Source organism: Streptomyces sp. NPDC088553, from assembly GCF_044752965.1.
Classification (GTDB): Bacteria; Actinomycetota; Actinomycetes; order Streptomycetales; family Streptomycetaceae; genus Streptomyces.
The window spans coordinates 135624-162185 of the sequence record NZ_JBIVMG010000003.1 but is presented as its reverse complement, the minus strand read 5'-3'; the positions used below and the strand labels follow the sequence as shown (position 1 = coordinate 162185).

Here is a 26562-nt window from a genome sequence, read left to right as displayed (position 1 = left end):
CATGGCCCGGATACGAACCATCAAGCCGGAAGCATTCGTCTCCGAGTCGCTCGCCGAGGTGAGCGTCGAGGCCGAGCGGACCTTCTTCGGGCTCCTCACGCAATCCGACGACCACGGCCGCCACCGCGACAATGCCGCGATCATCGCCGGGCTCCTCTGGCCGCTCCGCGCCGAGCACACGTCGGTCCACGTCGAGGACGATGTCCACCAGCTCGCGACCGCCGGCCTGGTCTGCCGGTACACCGGCTGTGACGGCCGCCGTTACCTCCACATCGTGACCTGGTCCGAGCACCAGAAGATCGACAAGCCGAGCCAGTCGCGCCTGCCCTCCTGCCCGCAGCACCAGGCTGCCGCCCGGTGCGCTCCCTGCAAGGGCACCTGCACCAGGCGGGCCGAGGAGTCGGCCTCTGCTCTCCGCGGGCTCGCGGAGACTTCGCCGAACGCTCCCCGATCCCTCGATCCGGCCGCGCTATCCACCGCGACGCTTCGCGAGCACACGGACGAGACCCCCGCTACCCGACAGGACACCTTCGACCACATCGCTGGCGCCCATCACCACGCGGGGGTGAAAAGCGCAGGTCAGTGCGCATCCGCCGACGATTCTCCGAGTCTTCCCCGAAACCTCGGAGAGGGCTCGGCGCCTGGATCTAGGATCTTGGATCCTGGATCTCTTGTCCCTACGGGGCGCACGGCGCCCGCAGACGGCGTCTCGGCCAACCAGCTCGTCGGCGAGTACGTCGCCGCCTGCGACGAGCGCCCGCCCAATGACGTGATTGGGCACCTCGGCCGGATCGCCAAGAAGCTCCTGGGCGAGGGCATCGCCCCGGAGCACATCCGGGCCGGGCTGCAGAACTTCGCGGCCAACCCCAAGCACCCGAGCGTGCTGACCAGCATGGTCAACGAGGCCATGAACGCACGCCCCGGCGGTTTGGCGCGGCCGGGATCGCGGCCTAACGTGCCCGCCCATCAGGCCTGGACGACCCCGGCCAACGCCGCTGTCGCCTACTCCGAGGAGCTGTGATGCGCACCCGTCACCGCGAACCACAGACCCTCGGCGAGGGCACCCTGGACCGGATGGCCCAGATCCTGGCTGCCCGCAACATCGACCCCACGACCGTCTCCGCACCGGGCGAGGAGCCCGAGCCCTTCTCCCCGCTGGACGCCCTGTCGGCCGGGATGCCCCCGCGCTACCGGGCCGCCGTCGCCGACCACCCCCAGGTCCTGACCTGGGTCCGGACCGTCACCGAGGCCGCCGTCGCCCCCAATCAGGGAGCCAGGCGACAGGTCACCACCGGCCCCAGCCTGCTGATGGCCGGCGTCGTCGGCGCGGGCAAGACGCACCAGGCGTTCGGCGCGGTCCGGCGGCTGGTGCAGACCGGAGTCGGCGTGCGCTGGCGAGCGACGACCGCCGCCGACCTGTACGCCGATCTGCGGCCTCGGCCCGGAGTCGACAGTGAGCGGGAGCTGGCAGCTGTCAGCCGCTGCCCGCTGCTGATCATCGACGACCTCGGGGCGGCCAAGGCATCCGAGTGGGTCGAGGAAGTGACGTACCGGCTGATCAACCGCCGGTACAACTACGAGCTTCCGACCCTGATCACCACCAACATGGCGATCAGAGACCTCCGGGCCCACCTCGGCGACCGCGTCGCCTCTCGGCTCGCACAGATGACCACCCGGGTCGAGTTCGAGCAGGTCGACCGCAGACGCCGCGGTTTCGCGGCCTGACCCGCCCCAGGCCAACACGCCGGGCTGCGTCCTCTCCGCGCCGCCCCGAGCACTTCCCGACCCAGCGCACCTCTCCGCCGACGCCCCTGCGCGCGGAGAGCGATCGGAGCAACCCGCATGACCAGCACGACAATCCGCCCTGCCCGTCACCGGTCGCTCGGCGACCACACATGGCAGGACCAAGCCGTCTGCCAGACCACCGAATACAACCCGGTGGACCCCGAGATCTTCTTCCCGGCCCCAGACGAGATCGACAAGATCACCGTCGCGAAGGCGCTGTGCGGCCAGTGCCCGGTCCGCCGCGCCTGCCTGGACGCCGCCCTGGAAGCCGGCGACACCGACGGCATCCGAGGTGGACTGACCGAGGAGGAGCGCGAACCACTGCACGGGAGGATCGCCCACCGCCTCGACTACAGCCGCGTCAACGACACCATCGCCGGACGCGACGTCCACCTCACCAAGGCCGAACGCCGCGCGGTCATCTGCGCCGCCTACCGCCACGGAGTGACCGAGCAGCGCCTGGCCTGGCTCCTGAAGATCACCGAGGAGCACGCCCAGAAGCTCTACCGCGAGACCCGCCGCGCCCTGCGCAACCGAGATCTGAACCAGTCCGCGAAGACCACCGCGCCACCTGAGGCCGGCGTCGAGCACCTGGGCCGCGACGACTTCGGTACGGCGGCGTGACCGCCACGATCGCGCCGAAGACGGCGCACATATCCGGCTGGGACCGAGCGGCCGTCATCGCCCTTGGCGGCGCGGGATGCGCCCTGTCGTACGACGCCCTCCAGCAGATGGCCGTGGCCATCCACATCCGAGGCTTCCTCACCTACCTCTTCCCCCTGGTGATCGACGGGTTCATCGCCTACGGCATCCGAGCCCTCCTCGTCCTCCGCGAATCACCCCTGCGCGCCCGGCTGTATGTCTGGACACTCTTCGGCACGGCCACCGCCGCCAGCATCTGGGCCAACGCCCTCCACGCGGTACGGCTCAACGAAGAAGCGGTCGCCGGCACCGGGCTCCGGCTCGGCGACACGGTGGTCGCAGTGCTGTCCACCATCGCCCCGCTCGCCCTGGCCGGCGCCGTCCACCTCTACATCCTCATCGCCCGCAAGCCGGTCGAGGACGGTAACCACGAGGACCTCGGCCAGACCGGTGAACTCGGTCAAGGTGACCTGCCCGACGGCATCGAGGTCACCCGGGCCGACCGGGTTGGTCAGCGACCGCAGTCCGGTCAGGTCGAGGCCGGGCAGCCGGTCACTGACCTGACCGGCCGGCCGCCGCTGTCCCTGGAGAAGCGGACGCCCGCGCCTCGGTCCCTGACCGGGGCCAGTGACCCGGCGGACAGCCGTAACCCGGTCACTGGCCGTCCGGGCAACACCGCCTCGGCCGCTGGCCACCTCGGTCAGCCGGACGAGGTTGCTGACCTGCCCAGCACGCCGGATACGGTGCCGCCGGTCACCGGTCTCCAGGTCATTCCGCCGCCGGTCACTGACCGGGAGGCCCGGACACCTGGTGCCCGGCGGTCCGACCCGGACACCGCGGAGCTGCTGAAGATCGCCCGGTCAGCGGTCAGGGCCGAGGACAAGCTGACCCGCAAGGTGGTCGCCCAGGCGATCCGCGGTCAGCAGATCCCCCTGTCCAGCGACACCCTGACCGCCCTGATGGCCCAGCTTCGCCAGCAGCACGGGCAGCCGGTCACCTCCATCCGGAACTGACCGGACACCACGGAGCGGGTGACCGAGCCGGTCACCCCAGCCGGTCACCCGCTCCGGACACCCGCCTCACACCCCTCCAGAGCAAGAGCGGAGAACACCCGTTGCGCACCCACCCGGCCACTCCCACCGAAGTCGACTCCTGGCTGACCGTCCTTCACCAGCGCGGCCACCTCCACCGCGCCCAGTCCGGCCCCGACAACACCTGGATCGTGCAACGAGAGCAGCACGATCGCTCCTGGACCCTGCACCACCCGGTCCTGGCCATGGACTGGATCGAGGAACTCGTCCGCGAAATCCAGCAGCAGGACCCGGAGACGAGTCGGTGACCACCGACGACCCGGCGGTGACCACGGCCGGAGAGCAGCGGAACCCCACGACGGCTCCTGGCGGAGCAAGCTATCGCGTGCGACGGTCCTACGGCCCGTCGCACGCACTTGCCCCCGCCCGGGGGAGCGGGGGAAGCCCGGCTGGTTCCCGAGCGAGGGCGCTCGGGAACCAGCCGGGCAACCGGCACCAGGGGGCGCCGGTCACGGGGGGAGAAGCTGACCACGACGACGACCGCGAGCAGCCAAGCCCGAGCACGCCCGCCTTCCCCGACCGAAAACCGCGCCGCCGCAGCCGCAACCCGAGTGAGCGCACCCGCAAGACGACGACCCGCCTCTCCGACACCGAGAAAGCCGAGATCGTCGCCGCTGCCACACAGCGCGGCGTCACCGTCGCCCGATTCCTTGCCGCCGCCGGCCTCGCCGCCGCCCGCGGTTCGACCGCCCTGCACACCAACCAACAACTCGACGCGGCCATCGATGAACTCGCCGCCCTGCGTACCGCCCTGGCCCGGATCGGCAACAACATCAACCAGATCGCCTACATCCACAACGCCGGCGGACAGCCCCGCCCCGGCGAACTCGACCACGCGCTGAACGTTCTGACCCGGTCCCTCAGCCGCCTCGACGACGCGGCCAACGACCTGGTGACCAGGCGGCTGTGATGGTGCCCGACATCGGACGCGGCTCCCGCACCCACGGACTCCTCGTCTACCTCTATGGCCCCGGCAAGCGCGAGGAACACACCGACGCGCACCTTGTCGGCTCCTGGGACGGCTTCGCCCCCGACCCCGGCCGCGACCCCGACCCGCACGTCACCCTCGCCCGCCTCACCGCCGCCCTCGACCTCCGGGTCAATCAGGTCGGCGACCGAGCGCCCGCCAAGCACGTGTGGCACTGCTCGGTCCGGACCGCCCCCGGCGACCGGCGGCTCTCCGACGAGGAGTGGAACGCCGTCGCCCAGCGCATCGTCCACGCCACCGGCATCGCCCCGGAGGGTGATCCCGACGGCTGCCGGTGGATCGCCGTCCGCCACGCGGAAGACCACATCCACATCGTCGCCACCCTGGTCCGCGGTGACCTGCGCAATCCCCGACTCAACTACGACTTCAACAAGGCCCAGGCCGTCTGCCGGCGCATGGAGGAGGAGATGGGCCTGCGCCGCCTCAACGCCGGCGACGGCACCGCAGCGAAGAACCCCACCAGCGCCGAGAAGTTCAAGGCCGAACGCACCGGCCGCCCCGAGACCTCCCGCGAGACGCTCCGCGAAGCCGTCCGCCAGGCCGTCGCGGGAGCGGACGACGAGAAGGAGTTCTTCACCCGGCTCCGCGAGGCGGGCCTACGCGTGAAAGTGCGCCACGCCCCGTCCGGCGACGCGCTCGGCTACAACGTGGCCCTGCCCGGCGACCGCAACCGCCACGGTGAACCCGTCTGGTACCCCGGCTCCAAGCTGGCTCCCGACCTGTCCCTTCCGAAGATCCGCCTCCGGCTTGCCGACGGTACCGCCGAGCGGGCAACGTCTTCGGCCGCCGACGGCCGGGCGGACTGGTCCCCGCCCGCCCGAGAGCGACGGAGCGCCACCGGCATCGCCGAGCGTGCCGCCGTCCTCCTCGACGGCGACGACGACGAAGCCGCCGCCCAGCTCGTCGGCGTCGGAGAACTCCTGGACGCGCTCGCCCAGACCTCCCCGGCCGCCACCCGCGCCGAACTGGCTGCAGCCGCCCGAGCCTTCGAGCGGGCGACCCGCAGCCACATCCGAGCAGAGGGCGCCGACATCCGGGCTCTCCGCTCGGCCGCCCGGGGCATCGTCCAGGCTGGCGGCGCGCTCGGCCGGGGCGAGGACGGTGGCACCACTGCCATGCTCGTCTCCACCCTGGTACTGGTCACCCTCGCTGCCGCCCGCTGGCACTCCGCTCGCGGTCACGCCCAGCAGGCCCATGCCTCCCGACGGGCCGCCGAGCATCTGCGAACCGCCTACTGCCAGGCCGCAGCCACGCCGATGCGGGGGCTGTACGACCAAGGCCGTGCCCTCCCCGAGGCCCAGCGCCGGACGCACGAGGCCACCCTCCGCGCGGCTCTGCCGGAGCAGGGCGTACGAGCAGATGGCATGCCGACGAAGACCGACGCCCTGGTCGCCACCCTCGCCCAGGCCGAGCAGGCAGGCCACAACCCCGAGGCTCTCCTGCAGCAGGCCATCGACATGCGCGAACTCGACACCGCCGCGGACGTGAACGACGTCCTGGTCTGGCGCCTGCGCCGCCTCGCCCAGCTCCCCGCCCACCCGGGCGAAGCGCCCCGTCGCCCACAAGCCGGCACCCGCCCGACCAAGACCTCGGCCAACTGCACCAGTGAACGGAACGCAGCCACAGCGCTGCCGCGACCTGCCGTCCCCGACCCGCGCAGCCGCCCACCACGCCGCTAATCAGCGCGTCCGGAGGGCCGGCCACCGACCGGCCGGACCCCACGAAATGCCTGGACAGCCGGTTCCATCGGCTGTTACGGATGAAAACAGGAAGCCCTCGACCGGGAGATCACGCTCGTGCTCAGAACGACCGACCGCACCACGGAGCCGGCACCCGCGCTGCCCGTCCTTCCCACCGGCACCGACCCCCTGCTGCAACTCCAGTACGAGACGCAGCTGGCCGACGGCCCGGCCGCAACCCGCTGCGTCAGCCACCCACCCGAACTCGCCCTCGGCGGCATCCCCGTGACGTGCTCGGCCTGCCAGGCCCGACGCGACTGGCTGCTCATCAACCACGGCCGCAACGTCTGGATCCGCTGCCGGTGCAGCAACCAGTGGATCGAACCCGAGATCACCCGCGCCGACTTCGACGCCCTGACCGCCAGCCCGTACGGCACGACCTACCCCACCGTCGAGGAGGGCCTCGCTGCGCTCGGCTTCGACGGTGTTTTCTCCGGCACCTACCTGGAGTAGGTGAGCGCGGTACGAAAAACCGCATCCTCGGCGGAACCCTGCAGCGGTCGAACAGAGCGCTGACCATCGTCGTCCTCGCGATGGAGGCCGACGTCCCCCACAATGCCCTCACCCAGCGGCACCTGGACCTCAAGAACGAGTTCTACGAGAAGGACCGAGCCCGCGGCGAGATGCCCGACAGCGAGAAGCGACTCCGGCGTCAGCTGGTCAAGGCCAAGGAACTCCGGGCCGAAGCGCTGAAGGAGATCGACCGGCTCAAGGCCGACAACGAGGCACTCGTCGGCGCACTGCACCAGGTCGTGATGGAGAACCGCCAGCTCCGCCTCCAGCTGGCCGAGAGGCCTGACAATCTGCGAGTCGTACCGACCCAACCGGGGCCTACAGCACGGTGAGGCCACTGGGAGACAAACCGAGCGGAGTTGTCAGAGGTGGGCGCTAACCTCAGATCTAGCTCAAAGAGGACCCCGGCGGCGTCGAGGTCGACGGGCACCGGGGTCTCTCCTGATTGGCATCTGGAACATACCTCGAACGCAACGCCGAAGGCACTTGGTGTCATGTCGTTGTGATCAGTGCCTCTCGATCTGGCACGCCGGGCCACCTCGCAGGATACGAGGAAGGATCCACAGCACAGTGCAGCTGATCAAGGCCCGTATCACCGACTACCGCTCCGTCGAGGACTCCGCCATATTCGACGTCGAGGAAGACGTCACCTGCTTCGTTGGGAAGAACGAGTCGGGCAAGACGACGCTCCTCCAGGCGCTCTTCCGACTCAACCCCGTGGAGCCCGCCGCCTTCGACGAAGTGGTTGACTTCCCCGCCCGCAAGACCCGCGACCGCAAGAAGCTCCCCGCCGACCAGAAGATCCCCGTTGTCCGGGCGACCTTCCGCTTCGACGACACCGAGATGAAGACCATCGGGGAGGACCTCGGCCTGAAAGCCATGAGGAGCCCCGAATTCGAGGTGGTCATCGGCTACCGGGACGACGAGGAGACCTTCGAGCTCCACTACAGCGAGGCTGCGGTCGTCGACCACCTGCGTTCCGCCCTGGACCTGCCGGCCGCAGCCGCCCAGGCCATCGGCGACGCGAAGACGATCGAGGGCCTCCTCGACGCCCTCGACGCGCTGGAAGAGCCGCCGTCCGCCGCGTCCGCGCTGGCCGACCGCATCCGGAGCTGGCGCGACTGCGATCTCGGCTTGTACTTGATCGACAACTACGCCGCCCCGTTCATGCCGAAGTTCGTCTACTTCGCGGACTACGACACGATGCCCGGCAAGGTCTCATTGCCCGATCTGGTGAGGCGGCGGGAATCGGAAGCACTCAAGCGTGGTGAGAGGGCCCTGCTGAGCCTGCTGGACATGGCGGGAGTCTCACCGGAGGACTTCCAGGACTCTGGCCAGCACGAACGGCTCATCCGCGAGCTGGAGAACGCGGGCAACGTCATCTCGGACGAGGTCTTCGACTACTGGTCCCAGAACAAGGAGCTGGAAGTCCGGCTGGAGGTCTTGGCCCCCGAAGCCGGGGCCCAGGCGCCCTTCCAGGAGGGGCCGATCCTTCAGGTCCGCGTCTTCAACAGCCGCCACCGGGCATCGGTCCCGTTCGACGACCGGTCCCGCGGCTTCGTCTGGTTCTTCAGCTTCCTCGCCTACTTCAACGAGCTGGAGGACGCAGGCACCACGGACCTGATCCTGTTGCTGGACGAGCCGGGCCTGTCCCTGCACGGCCGGGCCCAGGCGGACCTCCTCCGTCTGATCGACGAGCGGCTGGCCCCCAAGCACCAGGTCCTCTACACCACGCACTCCCCGTTTATGGTCGATCCCGACCACCTCCAGAGGGTCCGGACGGTCATCGACATGGACCGCGGCGGCGCGAAGGTCTCCTCGGAGATCTTCAAGGCCGACGCGGACACCGTGTTCCCGCTGCTGACCGCGATGGGGATCGAGATGACCCAGACGCTGTTCGTGGGCGAGCACGTCTTGCTCCTCGAAGGTCCGAGCGACCTGATCTACCTGGACGTCCTCACGGAGATCGCCGAGGCGAACGGCTCCACTGGGCTTGACCCCCGCTGGGTGAAGACCCCCATCGGCGGATCGGGGAAGCTGTCCACCTTCGTGGCCCTCCTGGGTGCGAACAAACTGAACGTCGCGGTCCTTGTCGACTCCAGCACCAAGGACGTCGGGGCCATCCAGCGTCTCCGGGACAACGACCAGCTCGCCAGGAACGGACTCGTCGAGATCAGCGAGTTCACCAGCGCGGCTGATGCTGATGTCGAGGACCTCTTCGACCGCGACTTCTACCTGGAACTGGTCAACCGCGCCTACGCCAACGAGCTCACCACCCCGATCACGGCAGCGGACATCAATGCCAAGGACCCCCGCGTCGTCCGGCAGATCGAGGCCGAGTTCAAGAAGCGCAAGATCGCCACTCGGTTCAACCACTACAAGCCGGCGGCCGTCCTCCTTCGCGAACAGGCAGTGCTCGCCCCGGAAATCGACGCGGCAACGATCGAGCGCGCTGGCCAGCTATTTGATCGCCTGAATTCTCTGCTGCCGCGCCGCTGACCAAGAGCCTGCTCTCTGACTCGTTTGCCCGGCGAACAGGTCAGGGAGCAGGCGCCTCTCACGCCTCCCTCGACTACAACTTGCTGCACGCGTAGTCGTAGCCGCGGTCGACGAACAGCCTCGATGGTTATCTCGGGCTGTCAAATGAACACGCTGGCAGTCGGCCTGCAAGTCCGTTAGGCACATGAGGCATGTTTGAGCATGTCCTGTCATTGGGCCGCCCAGTCCGGCAACGGTCCCCGCCCGCCGTCCGCGGCCGAGTCACCACTGTCGATCAGCTGGGACGGACGGGCATAGGAGCCACCGAACTTCAGCGCAACAGTCCCGCTACCGTGGTCACCAAGACCGCGATCAACGAGAGGGTAGCTCCGAACGCGATACCCGCCCGGATGAGAGCAGCGGCTGTCGTCGCGCCCTCCGCACGCGCGAGAAGGGCGGCCGCCGCGCCGGTTAGGGCGGAGACGATCAAGGACACAGTCACGGCCAGGATTGTCATGGTGGCCAGCAACGCAGGGGACATCGAAAACTCCTTCGTCAGTGCGACTCTGCTTTGCACCAGACCTTGCCGATGTCCGTGTTCACCGTGGTTCGGGTGGACGAGAATGAACAGCACCGAACAATGTGGGAGCGCTACCGGGCGGGGAGTAGACGTGCAGAGAGACGAGGCATCCTCTCGGAACCTGGCGAATCTGCGGGAGCAACTGCAGGATCTACGTGGGCGATCCGGACTGTCGATGCAGCAACTTCGCTTGCGTACCGGGCTCGGGCGCACCACGCTCAGCCAAGCCCTGAACCACGGACCCACGCACCCGTCGTGGGGCACAGTCGCGGCGATCGCGAAGGCCTTCGGTGTCGGTCCCAAAGTCCTCGATGAGCTACACGATCTTTGGAAAGGCTCCCAGCCTCCACAGCCTCCCTCTGTGGTTTCCGTGGACCGGACCGGGGCGGACGTCCACCAACAGTTCATTGCCGATGTCGGCCCCCAGGCTCTCGAAGTGCACCGTGCCGTGCTGGCGGCCCCTGACCCCGGTGGGTATCCATTCCTCACGCCCTACATGCCCAGACTGCACGACGACGAGATTCGCACGCATCTGGCACCGGCCCTGTCGGGGGGAGAATCGGTACTCGTGATGCTCACGGGGGACTCGGCCACCGGGAAGACCCGCGCGCTGTTCGAAGCTCTGGCCGATCTCGCGCCTCACCGGCGGCTTCTGCGCCCGTCGGGCTCCAGTGACCTTCTGCAACTTCTGCTACGGGCGCTGTTCGATCCCGGCACAGTCCTCTGGCTCAACGAGGCTCAGCGCTTCTTTTACGGTCGCGATGCGGAGCAGGCAGCAGCCGAGCTGCGGCAGCGGCTCGTCACGACGCCCGGCCTAGTGGCGGTGGGAACCCTCTGGACCGATCCCTACTGGGAGGAGCTGACACGACCCGGTCGCACAGGGGATCCGCATGGGCAGGTCCGCGGGTTGCTGGACTGTTCCGCAGCGCGGAGGGTCATGGTGCCCGACCACTTCTCCGATGCCGAACTGATTCGGTGGCGCACTATGGCGCAGGCGGCAGAAGCGGACGGTGATCGTCGACTGGCTGACGCGCTAAGGGCGGGAGCCGCTGATGGCCTCGTCGTGCAGCACCTCAGCGGAGGGCCCGCACTCCTCGCCGCCTACCAAAGCGGTCCAGGCAGCCACTTCAGCCATGTGGAACACGCAGTAGTGACTGCGGCTCTTGACGCGAGATACCTTGGCCACCGCAGTCCGCTGCCCGCCGGGTTACTCGCAGATGCTGCCGCCGGCGCGTTGCACCCGCGTCGGCGCCCGACCGATGAGGCCTGGGTTGAGAGCGTTTTGAAAGCCCTGAGCACCGGGGAACGCGACGACGGACGGCGCACCGACATACGGCATACGCTGACCGCGATGCACAGCCCGCTCACCCGGTCCGGCGACGAGGCCCAGTATGAACCGGCCGACTACCTCGTTCAGCATGTCCGCCCTCAGCACAAGGACCGTCCCGGAACGCTCTCTCTGTGGCAAGCCCTGCTCGCTCACACGAGAGATGCGGACGACCTTGTAGAGCTTGCCACGACAGCGCGCGACCACGGATACCTGACGCAGGCGGTACGCCTGTGGCACAAGGCCGTGCTCGTCGGTCACCCGACCTGCGCCCACGCCCTAGTCGAGCTTCTCGACGACGACAAGGACCCTCAGGCGCATGGCAGCGTGTGGGCCGCCCACCATACTCCTGTGCACGACCCGGACGGTGTACGGCTTCTCGTAGAGGTACTGGCCGAAACAGGCCGACACACGGCGATGACCGCGCTGATGCGGCGCATGCCGGAAAACCATGTCGACTGCGATGACGCGGAGTCGGTCGCGCATCTCCTCGTACGGCTACGCGCAGCTGGACAGAACGATGCCGCGGCCCGGCTGGCAGCCCGTGCGGCGAAGGTCGGGGACGCGACCGACGCCGGTAGCAGTGTCGATCTGCTGGAAGCCTTGCGGACTTTGGGTCTCGACGAGGCGTACCACGTGCTGGCTGGCCGCACCGCTCACGAGGCCGACACCTCGGACATGGCGTTCACGCCGGCCCTGCTTGCGGAACTGAACGCCTACAGCTCAATTAACGCCAGCACTCTCGCAGTCCGGGCGGCAACGTCGATTGACCTCGGCGACACGACCGACGTGTGGCTGCTCCTCTACGCGTTGCGGGAGGAGGGTCTGCTTGAGGCGATCACCGTCCTGCTGCGTCGCCAGCCGGAGCAGCACGTCGATCTTCATGACCCAGAAGCCGTGGCTTGGCTTGTCGATGTCCTTGACCAGCTTGATCAGTCGGAAGCGGTGCACACCCTCTTCGACCGAGGCGTCAGTACCTTGGCGGACATCTCGGATCCGGATGCCGTGTCGTTCTTGCTGCGCACGTTGCTGGCCCACCAACGGGACGCGGAGTTCACCGCCCTGGCCACGCGCGCTGCGGAGGAGACTGACATCTCCGATCCCGCTCGTCTCGCTGAGCTAATCGAGTTCCTCCATCAACTCGATATGGAAGCCGAGATCACTACCTTGCTTGACCGGGATGTGGCATCCCGTACAGACGTGCGTGACCCTGAAAGCGTGGGGCAGCTGCTCACCCTCCTCGACGAGATGGGAATGGATGAGGCGGTGGCGCTGCTTGCGCACCGTGTCGCCTCAGACACTGATCTCACCGATCCGGACGGCGCCGCCTGGCTGTTGGAAAGTCTCGAAGAGGTGGGGCAGGTCGAGGCCGCTCGACAGGTGCTCAGCCGGATACCAGCCCGGGACATCGATGAAGCGCCTGTCACCGCACCTGTCGGCCGGTGGGGCTTCGATCTCGACGGCGCACCCGCCGGCCGCTGGACCTGGGACACCCTAGTACTCCAGCCGTAGATCGTGATCTTCATGGCTGGGCGGCTGCTTGCCGTCGGTAGTGGCAGTCGCGGGCGCGGGCCTGGTGTCGGCGTCGCCAGTGTGACCAGCGGAGTCGGTGCGCGAGGTCGTGGGCCCGGATGGTCAGGGTGGTGAACAGGCGTTGGATCTCGTTGCAGGTCAAGGGGATCAGGTCGTCGGGGGCGGGGTGGTCGCGGCGTTCGGCGGCTGCGGTGACGGCGAGGAAGGCGTGGGCGAGCATCGCGAGGGTGACCCAGCGGTGCCAGGAGGTCCAGCGGCGGACCTGGTGCTCGTCCAGCCCCGCCAGGCCCTTGCCGGCCTGGAAGGTCTCCTCCACCGTCCAGCGCCGTCCGGCCACCCGCACCAGGTCGGACAGCGGGACGGAGTGGGGTGAGAAGCAGCGGTAGAAGGCGAGTTCGCCGCTTCTCCGGTTGCGGCGGACCAGCAGCCACCAGTGCCCGGGCCGGTAGGCGGGGCCGTGGATGTCGACCTGGGCCCAGTCGTAGTACCGCTCGCCCTTGGCGCCCGCTCCGGCCGAGCGCCGCTGCCAGGCCCGTTTCGGGATCTTCGCCACGATGGCCTTGGCCGGGAACTTCCCTGCCACCGTGGTGACTTGGTGGGTGCTGGAGACTGCCAGGACGTAGCCGGTCCGGCGGTCTTCCAGCGCGGCCCGCAGGTGCGGGTTGTCGCCGTAGACCTCGTCGCCGGCGACCCAGCGGGCGGGCGTTCCCGCATCCAGGGCCCGGGTGATCATCCGAGCCGCCAGTACCGGCTTGGTCGTGAAGGTGAGGTCTTCGGGGATGCCGGCGGTCCGGCAGCGGTCGAGGTCGTCGGTCCACGAGCGCGGGACGTACAGGGCCCGGTCGATCGCGGCATGCCCGCAGGCGGCGGAGTAGACGAGGTAGACGGCGACCTGGGAGTTCTCGATCCGGCCCGCCGTGCCGGTGTACTGGCGCTGGACGCCGACCGTGGCGGTGCCCTTCTTCAGGTCGCCGGTCTCGTCGACCACCAGCACGGCTTCGTCATCGGCCAGGTGCTCGACCACGTAGGCGCGTACGTCGTCGCGGACCGCGTCGGCGTCCCACTTCGCGCGGTGCAGCAGGTGCTGCATGCCGTCCGGGGTGGAGTCGCCCGCGTGCTCGGCCAGCGTCCAGCAGTTCTTCCTTGGCAGGTCCGCCAGCAGGCCCAGCACCAACGCCGTTGCGTGGCGGCGTGGTTCGACCCGCGCGAACCGGCCCGCGATACGGCCCGTCAGCTGGTCGAACATCGACCGCCACCGGGCAGGCACTACGCTGCGACCTGCGGCCACCGCCTGATCTTCGTTGGTCGACACAACTCACGATGATCAACGGTGGCCGCAGCCGTCTCCGCACCGGCCCCGACCAGCAAGATCACGACCTACGGCTGGAGTACTAGGCCGTGTCCGGTGAATCGTCATTCGATCTTGGAACTGGATCGTCTTCCTTGATCGTTTGGGTGGCGTGGGACGTGACGATCTGACGAATGAGGAGTGGGCGAGGCTCTCGCCGCACCTGCCTGCCAACGGTGGGCGGGGCCGGCAGTGGAGTGACCACCGTCGTGTGCTGAACGGCATCTACTTCCGCGAGCGCACGGGCGTCCCCTGGCGGGATCTGCCCGCGCGTTACGGGAAGTGGAAGACCGTCTATGAACGCCATCGTCGCTGGTCGGCGGACGGGACCTGGGACCGGATCCTGAAAGCCGTCCAGGCTCATGCCGATGCGGAGGGTCGTCTCGACTGGAGCCAGGTCAGCGTCGACTCAACCACCTGCCGGGCGCATCAGCACGCCGCAGGCGCAAGGAAGACCGCCCCGACCAACGGCTCAAAAAAGGGGCAGTCCCGGCCCGCCACCGCGCAGACGAGGGACTCGGACGATCCCGCGGTGGCCTGACGAGCAAGATTCACCTGGCCGGCGAAGGCGGTCGCCGCCCACTCGGCCTGCTCATCACCCCAGGCCAAGCCCACGACGGGAGCATGTTCGAGCAGGTCATGGCCGAGGTCCGAGTTGCCCACGGCGGCGGCGGCCACCCCCGCACCCGTCCGGATGCACTGAGCGCCGATAAGGCCTACAGCTGCCGTCGTATACGGATCTATCTGCGCAGACGCCAAATTCCGTACAGCATCCCGGAGAAGAAAGACCAGGTGGGCCACCGGCTAGCCCGAGGCTCAGCGGGCGGCCGTCCGCCCGCCTTCGATCGCGCCACGTACAAGCGCCGCAACGAGGTCGAGCGCATGATCAACAGGCTGAAGGGCTTCCGCGCCGTGGCGACGCGCTACGACAAGCGCGCCTACGTCTTCCACGGCACCGTGGCCGTCGCCGCGATCCGTCTCTGGCTCTGCGACTGATGCGTCACCGCAGCTCAGAGCTGCGGCAGTCGGTCCGCAACTGTGGGAGAACATCGCTCCTCAAGCCAGAAGAGATAGACGCGGAGGTGCGATGCCAGCTCGCCGTCGAGGTATGCGGCGTACTTCAGGGCAGCAGCGGCAACACCTTGCCCTGCCTTCGCGTCGTCGGCTTCCCAGTCGGCTCGCCGGTTCGCCAGATACTCCCTGATCCGCCCTCGGTCGCGCCACCATTCCCGGACCGCTGTCGGCGTCCAGTGAGTGTCACCATCGCAGCCGTAGCCGGAGAATGCCTCGGCCTCTGCCGCGTCGACCAGCTGCTGAACCTCCTCGGGCGTCCGGGGCTGCCGGTATACGTACTCGGTGAAGTAGTCCGCCTCGTAGAGCACGGACTCGGGGGCGTGGATACGGCCCGTGCCGCAGTTGTCGGTCTCGGCCCCATAGAACGGTCCGGGCACATTCAGCCACTTCCGATCCGGCCACTGCCCGAGGAATGCCCCTCGCGCGTCGTCGAGCAGAGGCACCGGATCGAAGTAGACGTCCACGGCAGAAGGTTAGCCATGTCCTGAACGATTCACCGGACACGGCCTAGTCGGCCTGCAGGACGAAGAACAGGAAGCACAGGAAGCGCGGCTTGGCCGCGATGGCCTCGGGGAACATCTCGCGGGCGGCGGGATCAGGCTCCGGCTCGCTGATGACCGTAATCCGGAAACCGGCCCCGATGAAAGCCTCGATCATCGCGTGCAGCGGCCTGTTCCAGCGACTCACCAGGGCGGTATGGCCGCCAATGGTCCACTCCACGGTCCAGTTGGTGGTGTCGAAGTAGTTGTGCTCGGCCTCGCGACCGGCCTCGCGGTGTATGAGGTTGATGGCAAAGGGATGGTCGACAGATGCGATCAGTCGACCGCCGGGCCTGAGTACGCGTCGCAGCTCGGCCAGCGCCGGCCCCCAGTCCTCCAGATAGTGCAGCACCAGGGACGCCGTTACATCGTCGAATGTGTCATCAGCGTAAGGAAGCGGGCTGCCCAGGTCCGCCACCTGCAGGTCCGCACCGTCGCCGAGCCGCCGCCGAGCCAGCTCCAGCATCCCGGCACTCGTGTCGAAGCCACTCACAACGGCGCCACGGTCGCGCAGCGCGGCAAACAGGGCCCCCGAGCCGCAGCCGGCGTCGAGAATCCGTCGGCCGGCCACGTCTCCAGCGAGGGCCAGCATCGCGGGCCGCTCGTAGTAGGCATTGACCAGGTTGGTTTCGTTTGCGGCCGCGTACGCCTCGGCGAAGCTGTTGTAGTCGTTGGTCTTCGACGGTTCCGCACTCACTGCGGACGGCGAGACCAGCTTGGTGGAGATCGCGTGCTCTTGGCGCTCACTTGAGATCATGGTGCGGGAGACGTGTGCTGCACCAGTTCAGTTCCGGGCCGCTCCCGGCGGCCCTCACATCCTTCGAGATCCAACGAGCCGTTCGTTCCCGAGTTCGTCCAGCACCGCCCGGTGCAGCCGACGCCACAGGCCGGCCTCGGTCCATACCGACCTGCACCGATATCCAACGCCTGTTCACCACCCTGACCATCCGGGCCCACGACCTCGCGCACCGACTCCGCTGGTCACACTGGCGACGCCGACACCAGGCCCGCGCCCGCGACTGCCACTACCGACGGCAAGCAGCCGCCCAGCCATGAAGATCACGATCTACGGCTGGAGTACTAGCTCGGTAACCGAGTCCGCTGAGACATTCCGTACGGCGATGCTGAACGTGGAGCGAGCAGTCATGACATGGCTCAACAAGGCCTAGACGTCGGCAACGGCCAACTCCACGAGTACGAGCAGGATTTCAAGGCGGCCATGAGGGAAAAACGCCAGCCGGATGGAGACTTCCAAGCCGCCGCCAGGGCTGCTTTGCAGACCGAGGCGTAGCTCTCAGGAGGCTTCCGAATTTAAGGGGGGCCGATGGGAGAAGGAGAGCTGGCCCTCCGTGCTGGTCGGTACGGAACCCTCGGCCGACCGGCATTCGGCCTTCGAACGTGGCTGGCTTCCAGCGGGGGCGGTCCGGCAGGGTGGTGTCGTCGGGAGCGGGGCAGGATGCCCCGGCTCTTGTGGCTGCGGGCGGCTTGGACGCTGATTCCCAAGTGGGGGGGGGCGACCTCCGGGTATCCCCAGAGCGGCTGGTCGTCGGCCAAGGTGTCCTCCTCGTTCGTCGGGGATGAGCGTACGCACGTGCGGCCGGGTGTACGGCAAAGCCGCCCCTGCCTGATCGGCGAGGGGCGGCCTTTTGCGGTCCCGGTCAGACCTCGGCGAGACGGGTCGAGAGGTCGAGGGCGTCGGTCGCGAACGCGAGGGCGGCACAGAGGCCGGTCACCTCGTGGAGTGTCGGGCGGACCACGCGCGGCCAGTCGTCCGGGGCAGACGGCCAGGAAGCGAGGTGCACCTCGGTGGTGACCAGGCCCAGGTGGGCGCTCACGTCCCAGCCGGATCGAGAAGCGGGCTCCCAGCGGAGGCGGATGCGGCCGAGGGGAAGCCTCGGGGTTCTGGCGGCGAGCCACGTGACGTCGAGCGGGCCGTCGTGCCTGGCGGAGACGCGCTGGACCAGGGCGCCGCGTACACCGTCCGGCATGGGGCGTACTGCGAGGCCGTGCAGCGGGAGGGGGTGTGACGAGATGGGAGCCTCCGGTGAGCGGAGAAGGGGTCAGGACCAGGTGAGGGCGTCGCGTACCGGCACCGAGAGATAGCCCTCTTGGCCGTCGTCGGGGATGAACGCCTTGCCGTCCCGGACGACAACCTCGGTCCCCACGTAGTGGGTGAAGGGGAAGTCGGGATTGACGGCGAGGCGGATCGGCAGGTTGGGGTCGAGGTCCTGGAGCTGGCGGAGCAGGTGGCCGACGGTCAGGCACTTGGGCATGGGAGTCTCCGGGAGCAGTGAGGGCGTACGGGGCAGGAGCGTCAGGAGGCGTTGAGACGGAGCAGGTCCCGGAGCACCTTCGGCCCTTGGGCGTGACTGGCGAGGTGACGCTTGCGGCACTCGGCGACGTAGCCCTTGCCGCGTTGCTTCATCTCCCAGCCGCCGCACGAGCAGACGGCCTGGGTGTACGAGCGCCCCGGGCAGTTAGGGTGGAGCGGCTTGCCGGAGCTGGTGTGCTTATGGTCCGCCGGGCAGAGGGTGCCGTCGGCGTGGTGATTGGTGAGTAGGGCGTGGAACGGCACGGCGGATTCCTCGTGTTGGGAAAGGGGCCCTGGTATCCGGGCGGCGTAGGCCAGGGCGTTCGGTCATTCGAAGAGGCCGCGCTGCCATTGGCGCTGTTCTGCTCGGCGGGCGGCCCGGCGGCGAAGTGGCCGGGGAGACGGGAGGGGCCGGTCGGGTTTGAGGGGCGGCGTCAGAGGACCAGTCGGTAGGAGCGGGCGGCAGGGGGCGGGCTCGCCTCGGAAGCGACCAGGCCGTCGGCGACCAGGCGCTGAAGGGAGCTGGCGACGCGTTCCTCGCTGAGGCCGGTGGCGGCGCTGATCTCGGGGAGAGGCGTACCGGGGTTGTTCGAGAGGTAGGCGACGACCCGGGTGTCGCGGCGGCGGAGGTGGTCCTGGAAGCTACCGGCGGTGTAGACCAGCGCCATCCCGCAGCAGGCCAGGGGAAGACGGAACGAAGCCGAGCCGGAACCGGCGACAACGTCGTAGGCCGCGAGACCGCTGGCACCCAGGCCGACGATGTGGCCGGAGGCGCGGACGAGATCGTCTGAATAGATGGTCACTTTCAGGGCCTTGCGTGAAGGAGGAAGGGCGCGCGGATCGTTGGGCGCGAGCCCGGACGGGTATCGGTGGCCGTGGCGGGCCCCACCGGCCCGTCCCGGCCACCGGTTCAGTGGGAGGAGTGGGCGACGAGGGCGGCGATGAATCCGGCCACCGCCTCGGCGGGGGTGTGGGTGCCGAACTCCTGGACCCACGCGTCGCCTTCGGCGGGCTGTACCTGGACCCGCCAGACGATGTCGCGCGTCCAGGCTGCGGGGTCCTCGGGAAGCCAGCCGACGTAGACGCGGCCGTCCGGGCTCGTCGCGTGGACGTTGCACTCCGGGGTGTCGACGACCGTCCAGTCGAGGGCGTGGAGGAGTTCGAGGACCGGGGTGGCGCAGTGGTCCGAGGAGAGCCAGCGGCGGCCTTCCACGGAAGGGTGTGCGACAGCGGGCAGGAGGGTGGCGGAGGCGTTCACGGTTGGACGATCCATTCGTTGACCTGCGGTTTTTCCCGACACCCGTACGTTGACATGGGGCGTGTCGAAGTCCGTAGTCGTTTCCGGGGGTGACCCGTCTGCCGTGGGCGAACCGGTTACGACCAGGCGCCCAGGACGCTGGCGGCGCGGGAATGGAACGGCGGCCGGGGTTGTCGTAACCGAGTTACGGCGGCGAGCCGTACGGGACCGAAGGGGGAGCAGGGATGACGGAGCCGAGCAGACACGGGGACGGAGCCGGGCTGGAGCGCAAGATCCGAGCTGCCGGACGGCCGTGGACCGTCGGTGACATCGCGATGGTCGCCGACGGCCAGTGGGGCGTCGGCGCGCAGCCCGACAGGTGGCCGGACGAGGACACGGTGGTGGAGCACCGGGTCGCGGAAGGCCGGCGCGTCGAGCTGACGGTGGAGGAGCTGGCACGCGCGGTGGGCGCCCGCACCGAGGACGCCCACCGCAACGAGGACCTCGCCTGACCGGTCAGCGGTGCGGCCCCGGGGCGGGCCTCGGCCCGGCGACGGCGGCGGGAACGGGCTGGTCGGGCACCTGGCCCGGGGCACGCGGAGCGAGCCCCGAGCGGGTGACAGCGGCCCGGGACAGGCTCGCCGCCGGGCCCCGGTCCGCCGTCGAGGAGGCTTCACGCGCCTCGACCACGCGCCGGATCGCCTGCACGTGAGCACCGCTCTCCGCGAGTGCGACTCGAAGGTCGGCGGCCGAGCTGACGATCCGTTCCAGTTCGTAGTACGCCGGCACGTACCCGGGCCGAGTCAGGGCGTGCAGCCTTTCCTGGTGGACGGCCGCCGCGTTGTCGGTGATGGCCAGGGCCGTACGGATGTGCATGGCTGAGCGCAGGAGCGGGTCGTCGCAGGGGCGACGGACCGCGAGGACCTCCAGTACTTCGATGGGCCGGGCCCAGGCTTTCTCGATCATGGAGGTGGCCTGGTCGAGCGCGGTGGTGTCGGGCATGAGGGAATTCCTGGTGTCCGGAGGGGCGGAGAGGGCGTCCGGGTAGGTCCGGGCGGGAGTCAGCGGCTGTGCCGGCGCGCCGACGAAGCGACCGGCGCCCGGGCTGCGGCAGCGGGCGTGTGGGTGGACGACCGCATCCGGGCCGAGGACGTGGTGCGGCTCTGGGCCGCCATCACGCGGAGGTCGGCGGCTGTCCGCGGAGCGCGCGCGGCACGGCGGACGGCCTCGGTGACAGCGGTACGCCGTACGTCGAGCGGGGTAGGAGCGCGAGAGCCCTGAGGAGCGGCGACCAGGCCGACCGGGGTCAGCGTGACCAGGTGCTCCACCTCGCGGTGGATCCTGTGCCGCTCGCGGACGACCGGAGCCGAACTCGCCATGGCGGCGGCCGTCGCGGCGATCAGGTGGGTCGGGGTGCGCGCAGTGAACACAGCCTCCGCCCGCGTGCCCCAGCCCCGAGGGCCGGCCCACAGCGTGACGGCCTCGTCGTCCCAGCGGGGATGGTTGTTTCGGATCAGGGCGCCTGCTTGTCCGTCGGGAGCCCTGACGTTGACGGTTCCGTGCATGGCCGGCTCACGGCGCCAGCCGGCGTCGAGGAGCGGTTGGAGGGAATCGGTCCAGTAGACCGATGGGGCCCCCAGGAAGCGCCCGTTGTTCTCGTACGGGTCGGATGCGGCGTAGTCCTGGACCAGGGCGGTGGTGAGACCGGCGACGATCTCGGCCGGGGTGACGTGGTTGAAGGTCGCCGTCCAGCGGGGCGGGGCGACGGCCTCCTCGGAAGCGGTGATCTTCCACAGCTCGAAGTCGTCGCCGAACCACCCGATGCGGATTCGCTGGTCGGGCGAGGTGACAAGGAGCTGGCAGGGGCCGTCGTCGAGGTAGTGGTGCGGCCAGTGGGCCACGGGGGCGAAGCCGGCGTCACCGGCCCCGTTGGAGCCGGCGAGGTACATGGGGCTGACCAGTACCTCTTCGTAGCGGGACGGGTCGGGAAGGGCGGACATGGTCGAAGCTCCGGGCGTGGGTGGGAGGAGAGCGGGTCCGCGTGCGCGGAGGCCGCCGCGGTGACGGGGAATGGCTGGCTCTCGGTGCCATCCGAATCACCGGGACCGTCCCGGGGCCGACTGGGCGGTCACGGAGACCGACACCCGCGGTTGCGGCTGGGGAGCGTGGCTGAACAGGGAGGTCGGCACGGCGGCGCTCCGGCGCAGGGCCGCTGCGGTCCGGGCGCCGTCCGCCCCCAACGGGACGCCGGAGTGCGTCCGCTGGGCCGTCGCGACGGGGGTGGGCGGAGCCGGGGCCCTCCGCGTGGCCAAGGGGGCGCTCCAGTGCTCGATGGTCGCGTAGACGGGGCCCAGCGCCTGGCCGGCTTCGGTCAGCACGTAGGGGTCGCCGTGGCGCGGGCCCGTGCGGGTGACCAGGCCGTCGGCCTGGAGCCGGAGGAGGCGATGCTGGGTGAAGGCGTAGTCCAGACCGGCCTGTTCGGCGATGTGGACGAACCGCATCGGACCGCCCGCGCCGAGGACCTGGACCATGGCGGTGGTGTGCCGCAGCCGTAGGCGCTGCACGGCGTCCTCGACGCGCTCGGCTTCGGCTATCGCGCCGGACGACAGGTAGTTCCGAGACCAGTCGGCCAGGGTGCGGTGCACGTGCATCAGGGACTCGCCGAGGGCAATGAGCTGGTACGGAGCCCCGCGGCGAGTGTCGGCTCGGGTGACCAGTCCGTCTGCGTGCATGGCGGCCAGGCGCCTGCCGACCAGTTGCTCGCTGACGAAGGGAAGCCTGGCGGCGACATCCCGCACCCGCAGAGGACGGCCCTCCTGGGCCATGGTCATCACCGTCCAGGTGGTCCACTTCGGCCCCATCACGGCGAGGGCGTTCTCGATGCGCTCGGGATCGAACGATTCGATGGGGAAGACGGGCTGTCCGGGGATGTGGTGCTGGTTCATTCGGCCGTCTCCATCCGGGCGAGCAGCGAGCGGACCAGAGTCGGAAGGCCCCCTGGTTCGCCACCGGCCCAGATGCGGTCGGTCTCGTCGAGGATGTACGCGGTGTCTTCGAGCAGGCCGTTGGAGATCTCCATGCAGGCGTCGGTGATCTGGGACGCCGCGAGCAGCGACTGGGAGAGCACGCCGACGTAGTCGCCGGGCGGGAGGCCGGCGGCCTCGGCGGCGGTGCGGATCGCCGCCAGTTCCAGCACGCTGAAGGCGAAGTCGAACCCGTCTTCTTCCTCGGCGTCCTCGGACGTGGCGAAGGCCAGTTCCCCGGCGCCCGCGGGGATGCCCACGCGCGTGCAGATCTGGTCTACGGCGGTGGTCAGTTCGGCGAGGGACTCGGTGAGCCAGCCCAGTGCGGAGGTGTAGGAAGCCAGGGTGAACAGACCCGCCGCAGTGGCGGGACGCGGTTCGGCGGCCATGAACTCCTCGAGATGTTCGTTCAGTTCGCCCACCACTTGCGGGCCGGCGGACAGCGCGCCCAGGACGGGGTGCAGGTATGAACGGCTGGCGGGCGTCGGGTACTCGGCGGTGAGGATCCCGGAGATGCTCTGCGCGGCCTCGGTGAGGAGGCCGGCCAGGTCGGTTCGGGACATGGGGGCTCGGTTGGCGGTCATCGCTGGGGGACCTTTCGAGAGGCGGCGGCCGTGGAGGGGGCCACTGTGGAAGGAACTGCTGGTGAGGCCGGCGGGCGGCCGACGGTGAGCGAGGAGCGGGACCGGGCGGCCTGGACGCGGGCCTCGGCAGCGGAGGCCGCCGCGGTGTCCTGCGGCGGGGCGGTACGCAGGTGGGCCGTGCGGTAGACCGCGTAGTCCTTCCGGCTTCCGGCGGCGACGAGGTAGATCTCGCGCTGGTGGTTCGAGGTCGGAGGGGCCGCGCGGAACTGGATGACCAGCCGGTAGGACACGGACGGGTCGACGTAGACCTTGTGGTATCCGGCGAGACGGCCCTTCAACGGCAGGCAGTCGTCGCTTCCGTGGACCAGGTTCTGCAGCTCCAGCAGCTCCAGCAGCGCCAGGTCGCGGATGCTGTCCGGGAGTTCCCGCAGGTCCGCGATGGCATCGGGGTGCGCTGCGAAGGCGAAGCGGGCGCGGCTCACATCAGCCGCCCTTGGATCAGGCGTCGGCCTGGTTCGGCCGGCGGTGTACGGGGGGCGTCGAGGCCGGCCTTCGGCATCGCGGGAGCGCCGACCGACCGGGAGAGGGCGGCGCGGGCCCGGAGGACGGCGCCGTCGGCATAGCGGTATCCCGGTGGTTCGGGCAGCGGGCCGTCGCGGTCGTCCAGCCAGGAGCGGGCGGAGTCCACGTCGGCGAACGCGCCCTCGCACATCGTGTACCTGTCGGCGCCCGACTCCCACTCCTCGTGGAAGATCCGGATCGGCGCCTCGACGGACCGGGAGTCGCGGGTCAGCGTCCACGTCTCGCTCGGGTCGAAGTCCGAAGTGTAGGTGTCGAGGACCTCATATCGGGTGCCCGATTCCCGGATCTTCCGCTCGACCTGGACCGTGAGGTCGTCGGCGGGCTTCACGAGGTCGTCGTAGAGCTTGGCGATCTTCTCGGGCGGGCAGCCGCGCTCGACCAGCCACGCCTGAGCGAAGGGCACCGTGGCGTGGTAGCTCGTCTCCAGGGTGAACGTGAACCGGCTGAGATCCCGCGCGACCGCGATCGCCATGATCTCCGGCTCGCCGAGCGCTCCCCACGTAACGGATTGGTCGTGGGCGACGACGAAGCCGTGGGAGCCGTCGGGCGTGATGTGGTGCCGGGACAGCGCCCTCAGGTCACCGGACCAGAACCGTTCCACCGCTTCCGCGGACGCGTCATCGGCGGGGGCGAGTTCGTCGAGATCGAAATCGAAGTCGAAACCGTCGTTCACGCCGCTACCTCCGCCTGCTCGGGAGCGGGAGTGGACAGGACCCGGTGGTTGGGGCGGGTTGGGCTCGTCGTGCACGCGGCGAAGGGACCGTCCGGGGCGCGCAGGTGCACGAGGGCCTGGTCCAGGTGGTCGCGGTGCCAGGTCGACGGACCGGCCAGGCCGGCCTCGGTGTCGGTGAGCTGCTGCCACGCGAGCCAGAGGGCGTGCAGCCGGGCGACGGCCTCCGGATGCTCGTACCACTGCGCGCACCATGGACGCGTCGTGCTGATCTCCCGGCCGTACACCGGCAGCAGGAGGTGGTTCACCCAGTCGCCGAGCGCGGCGAGTTCGACGGCATACTCCTTACCGCCCAAGGCGACGATGAACACCGAGGCGGGACCCTCCGCCTTCTGGCCGACCGCCCCGGCTTCCGCAGCGCCGTCCGTCTGCCCGTCGGCAGCGGGTACGGGATCGGGCTCGGAGCCGAGGCGGTCGAGAATGACGCCGTGGCGCCTGACCTCCGCGATGGTCTTGGCGAGGGTGCTGGCGAGGTCGTCGAGGTTTTCGTCGGAGACCCGGAACGGCTCAGGAACAGAGCTGGTGGGTGCGGGGGTGGTCGGGCTGGTGTCGGACATGAGAGCGTGCTCCATCTGTGAGGCGACATGCCCGAGAGGATGCGGAGAAACAGCGGTTTGGCCCGGCCGGGAAAACCCGGTAGGCGGCCGCTACCCGTCCACGCAGCGTGGACAGCGCGGGAACGGCGGCGCCAGCAACTGCAGAGCCCGCGCAGCCTGTTGGGGGACGACTCCATTGCCGAGCGCGGTGAGCTGCGCTGGACGCCCGAGCCCAGGGGTGGCGGTGACCCAGCCGGCGTCGAGGCCCTGCATCCACTCGACGAAGTCGGCGCGCAGCCGACCGGCCGCGTCGGTGGGCGTCGGCGCGGGGCGGGTGAGCCTCTCCCATCGGGTGATGGCGGCGGCGTACGGTCCCCACCGTCCGCCGTCTCCCCGGCTTCCGGCGACGGCCCCGTCCACAACGGCAGGACCACTACCGACAAGGGAGGGCGCCACCCCTTGCCGGGGCGGCGGCCCGGGGTGCCCGTGTCGCTGGCCCGGGGTGTGGGCAACAGCGAGGCCGCCGCACTGGGCAGGGTCATGTCCCCGTTGCCGTGCCGCTGATTGGGCGAGCCCTTGATGCCGTCCGACGCCTTCGGGGTCGGCAGGAGCCACTCGACCTCGTCGGCCAGGTTCGGACCATGGCCCCCGCTCTTCCTCTTGGCCGGGTGCTGCGAGCCGCCGTTCTTCCCGATGTTGCTGGTCGGCGTCTTGAGCAGGGTGTCCGGCGGGCCAGGCCGCCAGAAAGGTCCGCTCGCGCCGGTGCGGGGCTCCGACGTCGGAGGCGCGAAGCACGAGCCACTTCGCGTCGTACCGGAGGTCGGCCAGGGATCCGAGTACGGCACCGAGTGCCCGCAGAGGAGGCTGACCTGCGGTGTCTCCCAGACACCACGGGCATGGTTCCACGTCGCCAGGGGAACTGGCGGGGGAGGTGAGGAGGCCGCGGACATTCTCGATCACTACCAAGCAGGGTCGGAGGGCCTCGACCGCACGGGCGACGTGCAGCCACAGCCCAGAACGGGTGTGGGAGTTGAGTCCGGCCCGGCGGCCGGCGACCGAGACGTCTTTGACAGGGGAAGCCGGCCGTCAGGACGCACACCCGGGGAACGGCAGACCAGTCGACGGTCGTGATGTCGCCCAGGTTGGGGACGCCGGGCCAGTGGCGGGACAGGATGCGCGAGGCGCTCGGATCGACCTCCGCGTGCCAGGCCAGGGTGCCGCCGAGAGCGGCCTGCACCCCCAAGTCGAGGCCGCCGTACCCGGAGCAGAGCGACCCGATCAGCGGAGGGCGGGAGAAGGCGGAGGACATGTCACCGACCCCGTACGGTCCGGGCCGCGGGAACCGACGCCGACGCCGACGGAGCGGGGGCAGCCGGTGCGGCCCCGTACACAGGGGCCGTGGTCCGGGTGAGAGCGGCCCGGAGCCGGGAGGACGGTGGCGAGACCGTGGTCGAGGCGGCGTGCAGGGAGTCGGCCGCCTCCCGCAGGGCCGTGTCCGCCGTTTCGAGCCGGTCGTCGATCACCAGCCCCGCAGCCTCCCGGGCGTCCCGGGCGTCGGGCTGCTCGTGCAGGTGCTCGGTCTGCTCCAGGAAGGCGAGCTGCTGGGCCAGTTCTCCGAGAGCGGTTGCAGCCTCACCGGCGTACCGAACGGCGGCGGAGAAACCGGAGACGGCCGGGGTGGTGCGAGAGCCGGCCTCCTTGTTGATTGCGCGGAAGAGGACTTCATCGCCCAGCTCGGTGATCAGCTTGCCGAGTTCGGAGATCTGCTGGGCGACAACGATGCTTCCGGGGAGGCGGTGGGGGTCGCCGGGGACCGGGAGCTTGCCGCGCTGGGCGTCGAAGGCAGAGGCCATGGCACGTATGGCCAGGGAGTCGGAAAGGGAGTTCGTGGTCACGGTGGATCCCGTCTTTGAGGAGCGGAG

The 26562-nt window shown here is 69.5% G+C and carries 31 protein-coding genes and 3 pseudogenes; 14 read left to right on the top strand and 20 right to left on the bottom strand.

Features of this window, described 5'->3' with window-relative positions:
* Position 1 precedes the first annotated feature (1 nt).
* From ACIP8Z_RS10215 to ACIP8Z_RS10170, 10 genes are all read left to right on the top strand, one after another.
* Positions 2-1021: a hypothetical protein gene (locus tag ACIP8Z_RS10215; RefSeq protein ID WP_402081202.1), complete on the top strand. Its 1020-nt coding sequence runs from the start codon at positions 2-4 to the stop codon at positions 1019-1021.
* Entirely contained in the window at positions 1021-1725 is a 705-nt protein-coding gene (locus tag ACIP8Z_RS10210) for an ATP-binding protein (RefSeq protein ID WP_266971831.1), read from the top strand. The genes ACIP8Z_RS10215 and ACIP8Z_RS10210 overlap by 1 nt, the downstream gene beginning before the upstream one ends.
* Before the next feature lie 117 nt (positions 1726-1842).
* On the top strand, positions 1843-2409 hold the full coding sequence (locus ACIP8Z_RS10205) for a WhiB family transcriptional regulator (protein WP_402081200.1): 567 nt from the start codon (positions 1843-1845) through the stop codon (positions 2407-2409).
* Positions 2406-3440 (top strand): DUF2637 domain-containing protein, encoded by a 1035-nt coding sequence (locus ACIP8Z_RS10200; RefSeq protein WP_266971834.1) that lies wholly within the window; start codon positions 2406-2408, stop codon positions 3438-3440. The genes ACIP8Z_RS10205 and ACIP8Z_RS10200 overlap by 4 nt, the downstream gene beginning before the upstream one ends.
* Before the next feature lie 101 nt (positions 3441-3541).
* Entirely contained in the window at positions 3542-3766 is a 225-nt protein-coding gene (locus ACIP8Z_RS10195; protein WP_266971835.1) for a hypothetical protein, read from the top strand.
* Positions 3763-4428, top strand: coding sequence for a plasmid mobilization protein (locus ACIP8Z_RS10190; protein ID WP_266971837.1), 666 nt, complete (start codon positions 3763-3765; stop codon positions 4426-4428). The genes ACIP8Z_RS10195 and ACIP8Z_RS10190 overlap by 4 nt, the downstream gene beginning before the upstream one ends.
* Positions 4428-6185 carry a relaxase/mobilization nuclease domain-containing protein gene (locus tag ACIP8Z_RS10185; protein WP_402081197.1) on the top strand — a complete coding sequence of 586 codons (1758 nt, stop codon included), beginning with the start codon at positions 4428-4430 and terminating at the stop codon, positions 6183-6185. Before ACIP8Z_RS10190 ends, ACIP8Z_RS10185 begins: the two co-directional genes overlap by 1 nt.
* Before the next feature lie 117 nt (positions 6186-6302).
* Entirely contained in the window at positions 6303-6698 is a 396-nt protein-coding gene (locus ACIP8Z_RS10180) for a hypothetical protein (RefSeq protein ID WP_402081195.1), read from the top strand.
* Between the two features lie 80 nt (positions 6699-6778).
* Positions 6779-7090, top strand: coding sequence for a hypothetical protein (locus ACIP8Z_RS10175; RefSeq protein ID WP_402081193.1), 312 nt, complete (start codon positions 6779-6781; stop codon positions 7088-7090).
* A gap of 238 nt (positions 7091-7328) precedes the next feature.
* Complete coding sequence (locus tag ACIP8Z_RS10170) at positions 7329-9257, top strand: AAA family ATPase (RefSeq protein ID WP_402081190.1); 1929 nt, start codon at positions 7329-7331, stop codon at positions 9255-9257.
* 310 nt (positions 9258-9567) lie between these two features.
* On the opposite strand, the gene ACIP8Z_RS10165 is transcribed toward ACIP8Z_RS10170, so the two are convergent.
* Complete coding sequence (locus ACIP8Z_RS10165; RefSeq protein ID WP_402081189.1) at positions 9568-9870, bottom strand: hypothetical protein; 303 nt, start codon at positions 9868-9870, stop codon at positions 9568-9570.
* Between the two features lie 37 nt (positions 9871-9907).
* Here ACIP8Z_RS10165 and ACIP8Z_RS10160 point away from each other — a divergent pair, with 37 nt between their 5' ends.
* A complete protein-coding gene (locus tag ACIP8Z_RS10160; RefSeq protein WP_402081186.1) occupies positions 9908-12655 on the top strand; it encodes a helix-turn-helix domain-containing protein in 2748 nt (915 codons plus the stop codon).
* A gap of 10 nt (positions 12656-12665) precedes the next feature.
* On the opposite strand, the gene ACIP8Z_RS10155 is transcribed toward ACIP8Z_RS10160, so the two are convergent.
* Positions 12666-13922: an IS701 family transposase gene (locus ACIP8Z_RS10155; RefSeq protein ID WP_402081183.1), complete on the bottom strand. Its 1257-nt coding sequence runs from the start codon at positions 13920-13922 to the stop codon at positions 12666-12668.
* Between the two features lie 214 nt (positions 13923-14136).
* Here ACIP8Z_RS10155 and ACIP8Z_RS10150 point away from each other — a divergent pair.
* Positions 14137-15020, top strand: a protein-coding gene (locus tag ACIP8Z_RS10150) for an IS5 family transposase (protein WP_402081181.1) whose coding sequence is annotated in 2 segments (ribosomal slippage) — positions 14137-14478 and positions 14481-15020 — 882 coding nt in all. Because the reading frame shifts where the segments join, the coding sequence is not laid out codon by codon here.
* Between the two features lie 14 nt (positions 15021-15034).
* Here the strand turns inward: ACIP8Z_RS10150 and ACIP8Z_RS10145 are convergent.
* Both ACIP8Z_RS10145 and ACIP8Z_RS10140 read right to left on the bottom strand, forming a co-directional pair.
* A complete protein-coding gene (locus ACIP8Z_RS10145) occupies positions 15035-15562 on the bottom strand; it encodes a ferredoxin (protein ID WP_402081179.1) in 528 nt (175 codons plus the stop codon).
* Positions 15563-15605: 43 nt separating this feature from the next.
* Complete coding sequence (locus ACIP8Z_RS10140; RefSeq protein ID WP_402081176.1) at positions 15606-16394, bottom strand: class I SAM-dependent methyltransferase; 789 nt, start codon at positions 16392-16394, stop codon at positions 15606-15608.
* Positions 16395-16543: 149 nt separating this feature from the next.
* On the opposite strand from ACIP8Z_RS10140, the pseudogene ACIP8Z_RS10135 reads away from it, so the two are divergent.
* Positions 16544-16693 (top strand): annotated as a pseudogene (locus ACIP8Z_RS10135) (IS701 family transposase); the annotation flags it as partial.
* 602 nt (positions 16694-17295) lie between these two features.
* On the opposite strand, the gene ACIP8Z_RS10130 reads toward ACIP8Z_RS10135, so the two are convergent.
* The 5 genes from ACIP8Z_RS10130 to ACIP8Z_RS10110 all read right to left on the bottom strand — a co-directional run bounded on the left by ACIP8Z_RS10130 (position 17296) and on the right by ACIP8Z_RS10110 (position 19206).
* Positions 17296-17625: an esterase gene (locus ACIP8Z_RS10130; protein WP_402081174.1), complete on the bottom strand. Its 330-nt coding sequence runs from the start codon at positions 17623-17625 to the stop codon at positions 17296-17298.
* Between the two features lie 72 nt (positions 17626-17697).
* A complete protein-coding gene (locus ACIP8Z_RS10125) occupies positions 17698-17910 on the bottom strand; it encodes a hypothetical protein (protein ID WP_383177559.1) in 213 nt (70 codons plus the stop codon).
* Between the two features lie 41 nt (positions 17911-17951).
* Positions 17952-18212 (bottom strand): hypothetical protein, encoded by a 261-nt coding sequence (locus ACIP8Z_RS10120; protein WP_402081171.1) that lies wholly within the window; start codon positions 18210-18212, stop codon positions 17952-17954.
* A 170-nt stretch (positions 18213-18382) separates the two neighbouring features.
* Complete coding sequence (locus ACIP8Z_RS10115; protein ID WP_402081168.1) at positions 18383-18751, bottom strand: winged helix-turn-helix domain-containing protein; 369 nt, start codon at positions 18749-18751, stop codon at positions 18383-18385.
* Positions 18752-18858: 107 nt separating this feature from the next.
* Complete coding sequence (locus ACIP8Z_RS10110; protein ID WP_402081165.1) at positions 18859-19206, bottom strand: DUF317 domain-containing protein; 348 nt, start codon at positions 19204-19206, stop codon at positions 18859-18861.
* Positions 19207-19430: 224 nt separating this feature from the next.
* On the opposite strand from ACIP8Z_RS10110, the gene ACIP8Z_RS10105 reads away from it, so the two are divergent.
* Entirely contained in the window at positions 19431-19697 is a 267-nt protein-coding gene (locus ACIP8Z_RS10105) for a hypothetical protein (protein WP_402081163.1), read from the top strand.
* Between the two features lie 4 nt (positions 19698-19701).
* Here the strand turns inward: ACIP8Z_RS10105 and ACIP8Z_RS10100 are convergent, their stop codons facing one another.
* The 11 genes and pseudogenes from ACIP8Z_RS10100 to ACIP8Z_RS10050 all read right to left on the bottom strand — a co-directional run bounded on the left by ACIP8Z_RS10100 (position 19702) and on the right by ACIP8Z_RS10050 (position 26535).
* Positions 19702-20187 (bottom strand): hypothetical protein, encoded by a 486-nt coding sequence (locus ACIP8Z_RS10100; protein ID WP_402081161.1) that lies wholly within the window; start codon positions 20185-20187, stop codon positions 19702-19704.
* 59 nt (positions 20188-20246) lie between these two features.
* Positions 20247-21185, bottom strand: coding sequence for a DUF317 domain-containing protein (locus tag ACIP8Z_RS10095; RefSeq protein WP_402081158.1), 939 nt, complete (start codon positions 21183-21185; stop codon positions 20247-20249).
* A gap of 96 nt (positions 21186-21281) precedes the next feature.
* Entirely contained in the window at positions 21282-22130 is an 849-nt protein-coding gene (locus ACIP8Z_RS10090) for a winged helix-turn-helix transcriptional regulator (RefSeq protein WP_402081156.1), read from the bottom strand.
* Positions 22127-22771: a hypothetical protein gene (locus ACIP8Z_RS10085; RefSeq protein WP_402081153.1), complete on the bottom strand. Its 645-nt coding sequence runs from the start codon at positions 22769-22771 to the stop codon at positions 22127-22129. Before ACIP8Z_RS10085 ends, ACIP8Z_RS10090 begins: the two co-directional genes overlap by 4 nt.
* A 17-nt stretch (positions 22772-22788) precedes the next feature.
* Positions 22789-23274: a hypothetical protein gene (locus ACIP8Z_RS10080; protein ID WP_402081151.1), complete on the bottom strand. Its 486-nt coding sequence runs from the start codon at positions 23272-23274 to the stop codon at positions 22789-22791.
* A complete protein-coding gene (locus tag ACIP8Z_RS10075; RefSeq protein WP_402081149.1) occupies positions 23271-24047 on the bottom strand; it encodes a glycosyl hydrolase in 777 nt (258 codons plus the stop codon). Before ACIP8Z_RS10075 ends, ACIP8Z_RS10080 begins: the two co-directional genes overlap by 4 nt.
* Entirely contained in the window at positions 24044-24661 is a 618-nt protein-coding gene (locus ACIP8Z_RS10070) for a DUF4913 domain-containing protein (RefSeq protein WP_266971855.1), read from the bottom strand. Before ACIP8Z_RS10070 ends, ACIP8Z_RS10075 begins: the two co-directional genes overlap by 4 nt.
* Positions 24662-24751: 90 nt before the next feature.
* Positions 24752-25060 (bottom strand): hypothetical protein, encoded by a 309-nt coding sequence (locus tag ACIP8Z_RS10065; RefSeq protein ID WP_266971857.1) that lies wholly within the window; start codon positions 25058-25060, stop codon positions 24752-24754.
* Between the two features lie 357 nt (positions 25061-25417).
* Positions 25418-25654: pseudogene (locus ACIP8Z_RS10060) on the bottom strand (C-5 cytosine-specific DNA methylase); the annotation flags it as partial.
* 121 nt (positions 25655-25775) lie between these two features.
* Positions 25776-25949 (bottom strand): annotated as a pseudogene (locus tag ACIP8Z_RS10055) (hypothetical protein); the annotation flags it as partial.
* Position 25950: 1 nt separating this feature from the next.
* Positions 25951-26535, bottom strand: coding sequence for a hypothetical protein (locus ACIP8Z_RS10050; protein ID WP_402081146.1), 585 nt, complete (start codon positions 26533-26535; stop codon positions 25951-25953).
* Between the last annotated feature and the right edge of the window lie 27 nt (positions 26536-26562).